Origin of the sequence: Streptomyces sp. NPDC048664, assembly GCF_040650555.1 — a bacterium.
Classification (GTDB): Bacteria; Actinomycetota; Actinomycetes; order Streptomycetales; family Streptomycetaceae; genus Streptomyces.
In genome coordinates, this window is the sequence record NZ_JBEZHK010000008.1 from 176,763 (window position 1) to 189,911 (window position 13,149).

At 72.6% G+C, this 13,149-nt stretch carries 14 protein-coding genes; 7 read left to right on the plus strand and 7 right to left on the minus strand.

What is annotated here, in order from left to right; all coding sequences use genetic code 11:
- Positions 1 to 105: 105 nt before the first annotated feature.
- From AB0C59_RS11640 to AB0C59_RS11660, 5 genes are all read left to right on the plus strand, one after another.
- On the plus strand, positions 106 to 951 hold the full coding sequence (locus AB0C59_RS11640) for an inositol monophosphatase family protein (RefSeq protein WP_363003151.1): 846 nt from the start codon (positions 106 to 108) through the stop codon (positions 949 to 951).
- A 158-nt stretch (positions 952 to 1,109) separates the two neighbouring features.
- Positions 1,110 to 2,519, plus strand: a complete 1,410-nt coding sequence (locus AB0C59_RS11645; RefSeq protein ID WP_363003322.1) for an NAD(P)/FAD-dependent oxidoreductase — start codon at positions 1,110 to 1,112, stop codon at positions 2,517 to 2,519.
- Positions 2,516 to 3,025 carry an O-acetyl-ADP-ribose deacetylase gene (locus AB0C59_RS11650; RefSeq protein ID WP_363003153.1) on the plus strand — a complete coding sequence of 170 codons (510 nt, stop codon included), beginning with the start codon at positions 2,516 to 2,518 and terminating at the stop codon, positions 3,023 to 3,025. The genes AB0C59_RS11645 and AB0C59_RS11650 overlap by 4 nt, the downstream gene beginning before the upstream one ends.
- Before the next feature lie 261 nt (positions 3,026 to 3,286).
- Positions 3,287 to 4,780 carry an AlkA N-terminal domain-containing protein gene (locus AB0C59_RS11655; protein ID WP_363003323.1) on the plus strand — a complete coding sequence of 498 codons (1,494 nt, stop codon included), beginning with the start codon at positions 3,287 to 3,289 and terminating at the stop codon, positions 4,778 to 4,780.
- Positions 4,777 to 5,259, plus strand: coding sequence for a methylated-DNA--[protein]-cysteine S-methyltransferase (locus tag AB0C59_RS11660; RefSeq protein WP_363003155.1), 483 nt, complete (start codon positions 4,777 to 4,779; stop codon positions 5,257 to 5,259). Before AB0C59_RS11655 ends, AB0C59_RS11660 begins: the two co-directional genes overlap by 4 nt.
- A gap of 63 nt (positions 5,260 to 5,322) precedes the next feature.
- On the opposite strand, the gene AB0C59_RS11665 is transcribed toward AB0C59_RS11660, so the two are convergent.
- From AB0C59_RS11665 to AB0C59_RS11675, 3 genes are all read right to left on the minus strand, one after another.
- Positions 5,323 to 6,060 carry a Sir2 family NAD-dependent protein deacetylase gene (locus AB0C59_RS11665; RefSeq protein WP_363003157.1) on the minus strand — a complete coding sequence of 246 codons (738 nt, stop codon included), beginning with the start codon at positions 6,058 to 6,060 and terminating at the stop codon, positions 5,323 to 5,325.
- Between the two features lie 79 nt (positions 6,061 to 6,139).
- Positions 6,140 to 6,997 carry an NAD(P)H-binding protein gene (locus AB0C59_RS11670; protein WP_363003159.1) on the minus strand — a complete coding sequence of 286 codons (858 nt, stop codon included), beginning with the start codon at positions 6,995 to 6,997 and terminating at the stop codon, positions 6,140 to 6,142.
- Positions 6,994 to 7,422: a nuclear transport factor 2 family protein gene (locus AB0C59_RS11675; protein WP_363003161.1), complete on the minus strand. Its 429-nt coding sequence runs from the start codon at positions 7,420 to 7,422 to the stop codon at positions 6,994 to 6,996. Before AB0C59_RS11675 ends, AB0C59_RS11670 begins: the two co-directional genes overlap by 4 nt.
- A 189-nt stretch (positions 7,423 to 7,611) precedes the next feature.
- On the opposite strand from AB0C59_RS11675, the gene AB0C59_RS11680 reads away from it, so the two are divergent.
- Positions 7,612 to 8,193, plus strand: coding sequence for a TetR/AcrR family transcriptional regulator (locus AB0C59_RS11680; RefSeq protein ID WP_363003163.1), 582 nt, complete (start codon positions 7,612 to 7,614; stop codon positions 8,191 to 8,193).
- Between the two features lie 272 nt (positions 8,194 to 8,465).
- On the plus strand, positions 8,466 to 9,623 hold the full coding sequence (locus AB0C59_RS11685; RefSeq protein WP_363003165.1) for a glycerate kinase: 1,158 nt from the start codon (positions 8,466 to 8,468) through the stop codon (positions 9,621 to 9,623).
- A 118-nt stretch (positions 9,624 to 9,741) separates the two neighbouring features.
- Here the strand turns inward: AB0C59_RS11685 and pssA are convergent, their stop codons facing one another.
- From pssA to AB0C59_RS11705, 4 genes are all read right to left on the minus strand, one after another.
- A complete protein-coding gene (gene pssA, locus AB0C59_RS11690) occupies positions 9,742 to 10,563 on the minus strand; it encodes a CDP-diacylglycerol--serine O-phosphatidyltransferase (protein WP_363003325.1) in 822 nt (273 codons plus the stop codon).
- Between the two features lie 22 nt (positions 10,564 to 10,585).
- A complete protein-coding gene (locus AB0C59_RS11695) occupies positions 10,586 to 11,242 on the minus strand; it encodes a phosphatidylserine decarboxylase (RefSeq protein ID WP_363003167.1) in 657 nt (218 codons plus the stop codon).
- Positions 11,243 to 11,412: 170 nt separating this feature from the next.
- A complete protein-coding gene (locus AB0C59_RS11700; RefSeq protein ID WP_363003169.1) occupies positions 11,413 to 12,618 on the minus strand; it encodes an acyl-CoA dehydrogenase family protein in 1,206 nt (401 codons plus the stop codon).
- Positions 12,618 to 13,145 (minus strand): MaoC family dehydratase, encoded by a 528-nt coding sequence (locus AB0C59_RS11705; protein WP_363003170.1) that lies wholly within the window; start codon positions 13,143 to 13,145, stop codon positions 12,618 to 12,620. The genes AB0C59_RS11700 and AB0C59_RS11705 overlap by 1 nt, the downstream gene beginning before the upstream one ends.
- Positions 13,146 to 13,149: the final 4 nt, after the last annotated feature.

The window sequence follows — 13,149 nt, forward strand, 5'->3', positions numbered from 1 at the left end:
CCGGACGGCGCCCGGAGCCCGGACCCGCCCGCGAATTCACGGGGATTCCACCCCGGATACACCCACCCGGCGGGGATTGTCAGTGGCGGGTGTTCTCATGGGCACATGAACACAGACATCGAAACCATCGACGAGTTTCTGACCCGCCGCGGCTCCGACGTGGAAGAGGCCGTCCGCCAGGCGGCGGCGCTGGAGATCATGCCCCGCTTCCGGCGGCTCGCGGAGCACGAGATCGACGAGAAGAGCGGCCCGCACGACCTGGTCACCGACGCCGACCGCAACGCCGAGACCTACCTCACCGAGGCGCTCGTCAAGCTGCTGCCCCACTCCGTCGTGGTGGGCGAGGAGGCCGTGCACGCCAACCCGGCCACCTATGACGCCCTGCGCGGCGAGGCACCCGTGTGGATCGTGGACCCGGTCGACGGGACACGGCAGTTCGTGCACGGCGACCCCGGCTTCTGCACGCTGATCGCCCTCGCCCTCGACGGCGTCGTCCTCGCCTCGTGGACCTACGCCCCGGCCCTGGACCAGCTGGCCACGGCCGTGAAGGGCCAGGGGGCCTTCCTCGACGGCGCGCCGCTGCGCTCCGGCTCGCCCGCCCCGGGCCAGGAGCTGGAGGTCGCCACCTCCCACCCGTACTACACGACGGACGAGCAGAAGCACGCCCTCCTCGGCCTGCGGACGGACGGCGTCCGCCCGCGCTTCTGCGGCTCGGCGGGCCTGGAGTACCTGCGCATAGCCGAGGGCCGCCTGGACGCGACCGCGTTCTCCTGGGAGGCGGCCTGGGACCACGCGGCGGGCCTTCTGCTGGTGGAGGAGGCGGGCGGCGCGCACCTCACCCTGGCCGGGGAGCCCTTCCGGATCACCGGCGGCAACGCGCTGCCCTTCACCGCGGCCCGGGACGAGGCCACGGCCCGCCGGGTGCTGGGACTGCTCTCGGGCGACGCCTGAACCCGCCCGCGCGCGGTGAACTCCCGTGCCCCCGCGCGCAATGCGCCGTCGCCGTCCCGACCGGGGGCCACCACCCGCGGCCGGAGGGCGCCGGGCTCCCCGGCATATGCTGATGTCGAGCGCGCGTCGGCTGACGAAGGAGTCCGAAGGTGCCGTCGATACACGATGCGGTCGTGGTGGGAGCCGGACCCAACGGACTGACGGCTGCCGTGGAACTGGCCCGTCGAGGGTTCTCCGTGGCCGTCTTCGAAGCGCGCGACACCGTCGGCGGGGGCGCCCGCACCGAGGAGCTGACCCTGCCGGGCTTCCGGCACGACCCCTGCTCCGCCGCGCACCCCCTCGGCATCAACTCGCCCGCCTTCCGGGCCCTGCCCCTGGCGCGGTACGGCCTGGAGTGGCTGCACGCCGAGCTGCCCATGGCCCACCCGTTCCCGGACGGCACGGCCGCCGTGCTGTCCCGGTCCGTCGCCGAGACGGCGGCCTCGTTCGGCCCGCGCGACGCGGGCACCTACCGCAGGCTGGTCACCCCCTTCCTCGACCACTGGGACACCCTGGCCCGCGACTTCATGTCGCTGCCGCTCACCGCCCTGCCCCGGGACCCGGTCACCCTGGCCCGGTTCGGGCTCACCGGCCTGCCCCCGTCGACCTGGCTGCTGCGCCGCTTCCGCGACGAGCGGGCCAAGGCCCTGTTCGCCGGCCTCGTCGCCCACGTGATGGCACCGCTCGGCGGCATCGCCACCAGCGCCGTCGGCCTGGTCTTCGCGCTCGCCGCGCACGCCCGCGGCTGGCCGGTGGCCCGCGGCGGCTCCCAGGCCATCTCCGACGCGCTCGCCGCGTATCTGCGCGACCTCGGCGGGAGCATCCACACCGACTACGAGATCAAGCGCCTGGACGACCTGCCCCCGGCCCGCGCCTACGTCTTCGACACCTCGCCCACCGCCCTGGCCCGGATCGCGGGCCTGCGCAGCTACTGCGAGGACTACCGGTACGGCGCCGGCGTCTTCAAGATCGACTACGCGCTGGACGGCCCGGTGCCGTGGACGGCGCGGGAGCCGCGCGTCGCGGGCACGGTGCAGATCGGTGCCGACAGCGCGGAGATCGGCACCGCCCTGCGCGCCGCCTCCCGCACGGACCGCGCGCCCGAGGCGCCCTTCCTCATCACCGTGCAGCCCGGTGTCGCCGACCCCTCCCGGGCTCCGGAGGGCAAACAGGTCTTCTGGGCCTACGGCCATGTGCCGAACAACTGGCGGGGCGACCTCACCGACGCGATGGAGCGCCAACTGGAGCGCTTCGCCCCGGGCTTCCGCGACCGCGTCCTCGCCCGCGCCATCGCGGGGCCGCCCGAACTCGCGGCCCGCAACGCCAACTACGTCGGCGGCGACATCGGCACCGGTGCCGCGTCCGGACTCCAGCTGCTGCTGCGCCCCAGGCTCTCCCTGTTCCCGTACCGCACCCCGCACCCGGCCGTCTTCATCTGCTCCGCCGCCACCCCGCCGGGCCCCGGGGTGCACGGCATGTCGGGGCACAACGCGGCGAAGGCGGTCTGGAGGAGGCTGAGGCAGACATGACCACGATCACCCTGGTCCAGGGCGACATCACCCGGCAGAGCGCCGACGCGATCGTCAACGCGGCCAACTCCTCGCTGCTCGGCGGGGGAGGCGTGGACGGAGCCATCCACCGGCGCGGCGGCCCGGCGATCCTCGAGGAATGCCGCCGGCTGCGTGCCGGGCACTACGGCAAGGGACTGGCCACGGGCAAGGCGGTCGCCACGACGGCGGGCGACCTGGACGCCCGCTGGGTGATCCACACGGTGGGGCCCGTCTTCGCGGCCTCGCAGGACCGTTCGGACCTGCTGGCGTCCTGCTACCGCGAGTCGCTGAGGCTCGCCGACGAACTCGGCGCCCGCAGCGTCGCGTTCCCCGCCATCTCCACCGGTGTCTACCGGTGGCCGATCGACGACGCCGCCCGCATCGCCGTGGAGACCGTGCGCGCCGCCCCGACGGCGGCCGAGGAGGTCAGGTTCGTCCTCTTCGACGAGCGGGCCTACGAGGCGTTCGCCGCGCACCTGCGCTGACCGCGAGCCCTCGCACCCGGGCAGCGGCCCGGCGTACCGGCGGGCGGCGTCCCGGGCGGCGGCGCCCGGGCGAGCGACCCGGCGCGTCGGGCCGGTGGCCCCGGTGACCTGGGCCGGCGATCTCGGCCGGCGACCTGGTGTCGAGGGTGCCGCCGAGCCGGGCGCAGGGCAGCCGGCCGACCGACGCCGCCGTATCGCCATGTCGGATTTCCGCCAGCCCGCACCCGGTCCGTGCTCGATGCTGGAGGCATGCGCAACGGAATGCACGGCGACCGGGACCGATGTGTGCGCGCCGTCCGGTCGAAGGACGCGCGCTTCGACGGATGGTTCTTCACGGCCGTCCTGACCACCCGGATCTACTGTCGGCCCAGCTGCCCGGTCGTGCCGCCGAAGCCGGAGAACATGACGTTCTACCCGAGCGCGGCCGCCTGCCAGCAGGCCGGGTTCAGGGCCTGCAAACGGTGCCGCCCGGACGCCAGCCCCGGCTCACCCGCGTGGAACGAGCGCGCCGACCTGGTCGCCCGTGCCATGCGGCTGATCGCCGACGGCGTGGTGGACCGCGAGGGCGTGCCCGGCCTCGCCGCCCGCCTGGGCTACAGCGCCCGGCAGATCGAGCGCCGGCTGCTGGCCGAACTCGGCGCCGGACCCCTCGCGCTCGCCCGGGCCCAGCGGGCCCAGACCGCCCGGCTCCTCATCGAGACGACGGCACTGCCGATGGCGGAGATCGCCTTCGCCTCCGGCTTCTCCTCGATCCGCGCCTTCAACGACACCGTCCGCGAGGTCTTCGCGTTCTCCCCGAGTGAGCTGCGTGGACGACGTCCGCCGGGCACAGTGGCCGCCCCGGGGGTCCTGAGCCTCAGGCTGCCCTTCCGCGCCCCGCTCAACCCCGACAACCTCTTCGGCCACCTCGCCGCGACCGCCGTGCCCGGCGTGGAGGAGTGGCGCGACGGCGCATACCGGCGCACGCTCCGGCTGCCGTACGGGCACGGGGTCGTGGCACTGACCCCGTGCGCCGACCACATCGCCTGCCGCCTCACCCTCGGCGACCTGCGCGACCTGCCCGTCGCCATCAGCCGCTGCCGGCGGATGCTCGACCTCGACGCGGACCCGGTCGCCGTGGACGACCAGTTGCGCACGGACCCGCTGCTCGCGCCCCTGGTCGACAAGGCCCCGGGGAGACGCGTGCCCCGCACCGTGGACGAGGCCGAGTTCGCCGTGCGGGCCGTCCTGGGCCAGCAGGTCTCCACGGCCGCCGCCCGCACCCATGCGGCCCGACTCGTCACGGCGCACGGCGAGCGGATCGAGGACCCCGAGGGCGGACTCACCCACCTCTTCCCGTCGCCGCAGGCGCTCGCCGCCCTCGACCCCGACACGCTCGCCATGCCGCGCACACGCCGTGCCACCTTCACCACCCTGGTGGGTCGACTGGCGGACGGATCCCTCCACGTGGGCGTGGAGAGCGACTGGGAGGAGAGCCGGTCCCGGCTGCTGGCCCTGCCCGGCTTCGGCCCCTGGACGGTGGAGGTGATCGCGATGCGCGCCCTCGGCGACCCCGACGCCTTCCTGCCGACCGACCTCGGCATCCGCCGGGCGGCCCGGGAGCTTGGCCTGCCGTCCACCCCGGCCGCGCTCACCGCACGCGCCGCGGCCTGGCGGCCCTGGCGGGCCTACGCGGTCCAGTACCTGTGGGCGACCGACGGCCACCCCATCAACTTCCTTCCCACCCGGACCTCCCACCGCAAGGACACCTCATGAAGCAGCACACCGTCATCGACAGCCCCTACGGCCCGCTCACCCTGGTCGCCGAGGACCGGGTCCTGTGCGGCCTGTACATGGCCGGGCAGCGCCACCGCCCACCCGAGGACAGTTTCGGCGCCCGCGACGACACACCCTTCGGTGAGGCGATCGACCAGCTGGGGGCCTACTTCCAGGGCGAGCTGAAGGAGTTCACCCTCGGTCTCCGGCTGAACGGAACCCCGTTCCAGCGCAGCGTGTGGCAGCAGCTGCGCCTGATCCCGTACGGCGAGACCCGCTCGTACGGCGAACTGGCCCAGGCGCTCGGCGCACCGAGTGCCTCCCGCGCGGTCGGACTCGCCAACGGCAAGAACCCGGTCGGGATCATCGTGCCGTGCCATCGGGTGGTCGGAGCGAACGGCAGCCTGACGGGCTACGGCGGCGGCCTGGACCGCAAGCAGCGCCTGCTGGACTTCGAGAGCGGCGCGGGGCTCTTCTGACGCCGCGCCCGGTCAGCGGCGCCCCGCCCGCGCCGGGCCTGCTCCCGACTCCGTACCCGGGTCTCATGAGCCGCTCTCGCCGCTCAGCCCGTGCAGCAGCCTCGGCAGGGCCGTGCCGATCGGCTCGCGCACGACCTCGGCGGCGCGGTCGTCGTACGGCGTCGGCTCGGCGTTGACGATGACGAGCCGGGCCCCGTGGTCGGCCGCGACTCCGGCGAGCCCGGCGGCGGGCTGGACCTGGAGGCTGGTGCCCACCGCGATGAACAGGTCGCACGCCTTGGTGATGGCGAGGGCCTCACCCAGTACCGCCGGGTCGAGCCGCTCGCCGAACATGACGGTCGCCGACTTGAGGATGCCGCCGCACTCCAGGCACAGCGGATCGTCCTCACCGGCCTCGACGCGGGCGATGGCGTCCCGCATGGGGCCGCGCGCACGACAGCTCGTGCACACGACGCTCCGCGCGGTGCCGTGCAGTTCCAGGACCTTGCGCTCGGGCATCCCGGCGAGCTGGTGCAGCCCGTCCACGTTCTGGGTGATGACCCGGACCGGGACGCCGGACCGCTCCAGCTCCGCGACGGCTCGGTGCGCGGCGTTCGGCTGGGCATGGAGCGTGCGGTTCTTCCGCCGCAGCTGCCAGGACCTGCGGCGGATCTCCGGATCGCCCATATAGTACTCGTAGGTGACGAGCTTCTCGGCCTCGGGGTCCCGCCGCCACAGTCCGTTCGGGCCTCGGTAGTCGGGGATTCCGGAGTCCGTGGAGATGCCTGCGCCACTGAGCAGGGCGACGAGGGGCCTTTTCATGGCCCGAGCGTAGGCCGCCCCTCGCGCCGGTGCGAACCGATATCGGATCGGGCAGGAACCCCGCGGGCCGGGCCCGCCCTCAGCGCGCCCCCGACAGCTCCCTGAGCGCGACCGTCCGGAAGTCGTGGGGCGGGCGGCCGGTGAGCTGACGGACCGTGTCCGTGACGCGGGCCTCGGCCCCCTCGGCGATGGCGCGGTCCATGCCGGCGAGGATCGCGGCGAACTCCGACGGCATGAACGCCGCCAGGTGGTCCCGCATCTGTTCGAACGTCAGCTCGCGATGGGTCACGGGCCGGCCGGTGACCTCGGTGAGGACGGCGGCGATGTCGTCGTAGCCGAGCGCCTGCGGACCGGTCAGGACCAGGTCCGTGTGGGGTGCCCGGTCGCCGGTCAGCGCCTGGACGGCGACGGCCGCGATGTCGTCGGCGTCGACGAACCCGATCCGGCCGGTCCCGGTCGCGCTCACCAGGACCCGCTTACCGTGTTCTCCCGGGACGACGCGGGCGTCGGCCTGCGCGCCCGTGAAGTTCTGCATGAACCACGAGGGCCGCAGCACCGCCCACTGCGGGAACAGGCCGGGCAGGGCCTGGTGCACCGCGCCCGCCCCCGGGCCCGCCTCGGGGATGGCCGAGGAGCTGAGGAGCACCGCGCGGCGCACCCCCGCGGCCCGGGCCTCGCGCAGGAAGGGCAGCATGGTGGCGGCCGGGTCGGGGTCGCCCACGGGCGGCACGAGGTAGACCCGGTCCGCTCCCGTGAGAGCGGCGCCGAAGCAGGCCGGGTCGTACCAGTCGAAGCGGACCGGTTCGGCGCCGGGGAGCGGCCGCGCGCCGCGGCTCGCGGCCCGGACGCGATGGCCGCGGGTGACGAGCCCGGCGGTGACACGGCTGCCGGTGGTGCCCGTGGCACCCGTGACGAGGGTGGTCGGATGTGCGGTCATCGGGCGGCGCTCCCGGTGAAGTCCGTGCCCGGCTCCTGGAGGGCCAGGGGGTTCCAGTAGTCCCGGTAGGCGGTGAAGCGCCCGTCCCGGACGGTCACCACGGCGATGTACGTCATCTCGAACGGCCCGCCCGTCCGTACCAGGCGGCCCACGGCACGCATCTCGACCACGATGGTCTCGGGGTCGGTGGTCCGGTGGATCGACAGGTCGGGGAAGTCGTGCAGGTCGATGTGGTCGGGGTAGTCCCGCATGTAGTCGGCGATCGCCGCCCTGCCCTCCAGCCGCCCGGGCCATCCCGGCGGAGCGAAGGGGAACTCCATCCGGCCCTCCTCGGCCCACAGGTCGACCCAGGCGGGCACGTCCTTGGCCAGGAGCAGCCGCAGGCTGTGGCGGTAGAGCTCTTCCGGTGAGCGGTGCGTGGGCATGGGATCTCTCCGTCGCATACGATACGGACCTGTGGTCCGTTTTGACGTGCCCAACAATACGGACCGCCGGTCCGGATCGCAACGTCAGGCGCCAAGGCTGGACGCCGGCGCCGGGCGTCGATGCCAGGCGTCAAGGCCGGGCAGGGTCGGGTCCACGACGCCGAGAGCGCCGAGAAGAGGAGGCACCGTATGACCGAGCGCAGACCGCGCAAGGACGCGATCCGCAACAAGGCGGCCGTGTTCGACGCCGCCGACCGGCTGTTCGCGCGCCAGAGCCCCTCGGGCGTCACCATGGCCGACATCGCGGCCGAGGCGGGCGTCGGCAAGGCGACCCTCTTCCGCGCCTTCGGCGACCGCACCGCCCTGATCCGGGCCCTGTACGAGGCGCGGCTCGAACCGGTGCGCCAAGCCGTCGAGGAGGGCCCCCCACCCCTGGGGCCCGCCACCGAGCCGCGGGTGCGGGTGCCGGCCCTGCTCGACGCCGTCCTGTGCTTCAAGCTCGACAACCGGCACCTCGCGCTCGCCCTGGAGCAGACGGGCGGCGACAGCCCCTACGGCGCGGAGCACTACGAGCGCTGGCACGCGCTGCTGCGCGGCGCGCTGGAGGGGATCCTCGGCCCGGACGACGCCGACTTCACCGCCCATGCGCTGCTGGCCGCCACCCGGGCCGATCTCGTCGGCCATCTGGCCGGTGACAAGGGGCTACCCCGGCAGGAGCTGCGGGACCGCCTGGCGAGGTTCACCGCCTCGGTCCTCGGCGCACGCGGCTGACCGGCCGCGCCCGGTGGCCGGCCGGGCCGTGACGGCGGCCGGGCGGGTTGGCTAAGGGTTGTCCCGTGATCCCCGGTGGATCAGCGCGCGGCGTCGGATGCGGTGCATCGCAAGGCGGAGGGTCGTCCGCATACTGGGCGTATGCGGGCGACCCGACAACGCGGCGAGGTGCCGTAGCTGTCGTCGCCCGCCCGCCGGGGATCGCGGGAGAGCCCTTAGGGTCGCAGCGGCGCGGCTGCCTTGACATGCGCAAGGCTCGAAGAGCGAGGGGAATGCTGGTGGCGGACGCTGCTGGGAACGGCACCCGGAGGGTGCTCATCGCCGCTGACAAGTTCAAGGGCTCACTGACGGCCCTGGAGGTCGCGGAGCGGGTGACGGCGGGACTGCGCTCGGTCGTGCCCGGTCTCCAGGTCGAGGCGCTGCCCGTGGCCGACGGCGGCGACGGGACCGTGGACGCGGCCCTGGCCGCCGGGTTCGAACGCCGTGAGGTGCGGGTCAGGGGCCCTGTCGGGGACGCGGTGACCGCCGCGTTCGCGCTGCGCGACGGGGTCGCGGTCGTGGAGACGGCCCAGGCGAGCGGCCTGCGGCGGCTGCCGGCCGGCGTGCTCGCGCCGCTGACCGCGTCGACGTACGGCACCGGGGAACTGCTGCGCGCGGCGCTCGACGCCGGGGCGCGGACGATCGTGTTCGGGGTCGGCGGGAGCGCGACGACGGACGGGGGCGCGGGAATGCTGTGCGCGCTCGGGGCGCGCCTCCTGGACGCGGGCGGCGAGCCGGTGGCGCCGGGCGGGGGCGGCCTCGCGGAACTGGCCCACGCGGACCTCTCGGGCCTGGACCGGCGGCTGTCCTCGGCGGACCTGGTGCTCGCGAGCGACGTCGACAACCCCCTGACCGGACCGCTCGGCGCGCCCGCGGTGTACGGACCGCAGAAGGGTGCCACGCCGCGGGACGTGGCCGCCCTGGACGCGGCGCTCGCCCACTACGCGAAGGTCCTGGCGGAGTCGGGCTGCCCCGCGGCGCGGGCGTACGCCACCTCGCCGGGCGCGGGCGCCGCGGGCGGCCTCGGCTTCGGGGCGCTGGTGCTCGGCGCGCGCTTCAGGCCGGGCATCGAGGTCGTCCTGGACGTCCTCGGCTTCGCCCCGGCACTGGAGCGGGCCTCGCTGGTGATCACGGGCGAGGGCTCGCTGGACCGGCAGACACTGCACGGCAAGGCGCCGGCGGGGGTCGCGGCGGCGGCGAGGGCGGCCGGCCGGGAGGTGGTCGCGGTCTGCGGCCGTCTGGACCTGCCGCCCGAGGCCCTGGCGCGGGCGGGTATCCGCCGTGCGTACCCGCTCACGGAGGTCGAACCTGACGTGGCCCGCTGCATCGCGGACGCGGGTCCGCTCCTGGAACGCGTCGCGGAGCGCATCGCCCGGGACTTCCTGGTCTGAGACCCGAACGGCGGGGCAGGGCCGCCGGACGGCACGCCGGGCGGCACACGAAGGGGCCCCGGCCATACGATCGTATGGCCGGGGCCCCTTCGTCTCTGCACCCGTCTTCGCGGGCCCGCTACGGCAGCTGCGCCGCTCGCGCCTCACGGCGGTTGTCACGGAAGGTGTTGACCCGGCGAGCCGTCGCGAACAGCGGGATCACCGCGCCCATCACCAGCTGGAGCGCACAGCCCGTCTGGAGCAGCAGCTGACCGCTCGGGGCGTCGAAGGCCCAGGCGGCCAGCAGCCCCATCGACAGGACGATCCAGCCCAGCATGGCGACCGCCAGACGGCCCCGCGGCTTCGGGTACTCCACCCGGCTCACCATCAGCCACGCCGTGCCGATGATCGCCAGCAGCGTGGCGAAGAACGGCAGCTCCAGCAGGACGATCGAGACGACCGTCAGCGCGCCGAACGGGGAGGGCATGCCCTGGAACACGCCGTCCTTCAGAGTGACGCACGAGAAGCGCGCAAGCCTGAGCACCACCGCCAGCAGCACCACGATCGCGCCCACCGCCGCGACCCTCTGGTGCGCGTCGTCCGCCACCATGCCGTAGACGAGGACGAAGTACGCGGGCGCCAGGCCGAAGCTGATCAGGTCCGAGAGGTTGTCCAGCTCCGCGCCCATCGGGGAGGAGCGCAGCTTGCGGGCCACCAGGCCGTCGCACAGGTCGAAGATGGCCGCGCACAGCATCAGGATGACCGCCGTGGCGGCGCTGTGCCGTGCCATGCCCGTCGACTCGTCGTTGCCCGTCAGATGCGGGATGAGGATGCCGGTGGTCGTGAAGTACACCGCCATGAACCCGCACGTGGCGTTGCCCAGGGTGAGGGTGTCCGCTATCGACAGGCGCAGCGAGAGAGGCATCTCCTCCTCGTCGCCGACGTCGTCGGCCTCCGGCACCCAGTCGGACTTGATCTCCGGATCAATCACGGTCAAGACGAGTCACCCCAGCCACGGTCTTCTGACCGACCTCGACCGCGACCTCCACGCCCTCGGGCAGGTAGAGGTCGACACGCGAGCCGAAGCGGATCAGACCGATGCGGTCGCCCTGCTCGACCTTCGAGCCCTGCGGGAGGTAGGGCACGATACGGCGGGCCACCGCGCCGGCGATCTGGATCATCTCGATGTCGCCGAGTTCGGTGTCGAAATGCCAGACTACGCGCTCGTTGTTCTCGCTCTCCTTGTTGAACGCGGGAACGAAGCCGCCCGGGATGTGCTCCACCGATGTCACGGTCCCGGCGAGCGGCGCGCGGTTGACATGGACATTGAGCGGGCTCATGAAGATCGCGACGCGGGTGCGCCCGTCCTTCCACGGCATGATGCTCTGCACCACGCCGTCGGCCGGCGAGATGACCCGGCCCCGGGTGATCTCTCGCTCGGGGTCGCGGAAGAACCACAGCATGCCCGCCGCGAGCGCGGTGGCGGGCACGGCCACGGCCTTGGCGGCGCCGGAGCGGCGCGCCCGGACCAGGCTGACTGCTGCGGTGGCCAGGGTCGGGAGAAGCCACGGCGATGCTCCGCGCGCCAGGCGTACGCTGCTAAAGCTGTCGCGGGGTGCAGAGGTTTTGCTGTGGGGCATGGATGACCTTCGTAGCGGATGATGCCGCGCTTCGACGGGGGACGGCGGCTTTCCGGCGATCGTACCGGGCGCGGGCCGCAACTGGGCAAGCGAGGAAGCCGAGTCGATGGCCCAAGAGTGCCTACGGGGTGTGATCTTCTTCGCGAAGAAAACACCCCGAAACAGAACATCTAGCCCTGGAGTCGATACTCTTCGAGCAAACGGCGACCGATGATCATTTTCTGGATTTCGGCGGTACCTTCACCGATGAGCAGCATCGGAGCCTCGCGGTAGAGACGCTCGATTTCGTACTCCTTGGAGAAGCCGTAACCGCCGTGGATGCGGAAGGCGTCCTCCACGACCTCCTTGCAGTACTCGGAGGCCAGGTACTTCGCCATTCCGGCCTCCAGGTCGTTTCGCTCCCCGGAGTCCTTTTTGCGAGCTGCGTTCACCATCATGGCATGCGCGGCCTCGACCTTGGTAGCCATTTCGGCCAGTTTGAACTGGATCGCCTGGTGCTGGGCGATGGGCTTGCCGAAGGTGTTGCGCTGCTGGGCGTACGACACGCCGAGCTCGAAGGCACGCTGCGCGACACCGCAGCCACGGGCCGCCACGTTCACGCGGCCGACCTCGACGCCGTCCATCATCTGGTAGAAGCCCCGGCCGGTCACCCCGCCCAGGACGCGGTCGGCCGGCACGCGCAGGCCGTCCATGACGAGCTCCGTCGTGTCGACGCCCTTGTAGCCCATCTTGTCGATCTTCCCGGGGATGGTGAGGCCCGGGCGGACCTCGCCGAAGCCGGGCTCCTTCTCCACCAGGAAGGTGGTCATCGACTTGTGGGGCGCCGTGCCCTCGGGGTGTCCTTCGTCACTGCGGACGAGCACCGCGACCAGCGTGGAGGAGCCGCCGTTCGTCAGCCACATCTTCTGGCCGTTCAGGACGTACTCGTCGCCGTCCTTCACCGCCTTGGACGTGATGGCCGACACGTCGGACCCCAGGGCGGGCTCCGACATCGAGAACGCGCCCCGGATCTCGCCGAGCGCCATCTTCGGCAGGAAGTAGTCCTTCTGCTCCTGCGTGCCGTGCTGCTTGAGCATGTACGCCACGATGAAGTGCGTGTTGATGATGCCGGACACCGACATCCAGCCGCGGGCGATCTCCTCCACGCACAGCGCGTAGGTCAGCAGCGACTCCCCGAGGCCCCCGTACTCCTCGGGGATCATCAGACCGAACAGGCCGAGTTCCTTCAGGCCGTCCACGATCTGCTGCGGGTACTCGTCGCGGTGCTCGAGACCGGTCGCGACCGGAATGATCTCCTTGTCGACAAAGTCCCGGACGGTGGAGAGGATCTCCTGCTGGACGTCGGTCAGACCGGCGGTCTGGGCGAGGCGCGCCATCACTTCTCCTGCTTCTGCGTGGAGGGGTCCAGCAGTTCCGGGCGGCCGGGCTGCTCGCCGCCGCGCTCCTTGATGTACGTCTCGGTCGGCACCATCACCTTGCGGCGGAACACGCACACCAGGGTGCCGTCCTGCTTGTAGCCCTTGGTCTCGACGTAGACGATGCCGCGGTCGTTCTTCGACTTCGACGGCCACTTGTCGAGCACGGCCGTCTCGCCGTAGATCGTGTCACCGTGGAACGTGGGGGCCACGTGCCTGAGGGACTCGATCTCCAGGTTGGCGATCGCCTTGCCGGAGACGTCCGGCACGGACATGCCGAGCAGGAGGGAGTAGATGTAGTTGCCCACGACGACGTTCTTGCCGAAGTCCGTCGTCCTCTCCGCATAGTTCGTGTCCATGTGGAGCGGGTGGTGGTTCATGGTCAGGAGGCAGAACAGGTGGTCGTCGTACTCGGTGACCGTCTTGCCCGGCCAGTGCTTGTACGTCGCCCCGACCTCGAACTCCTCGTAGGTGCGTCCGAACTGCATCGCG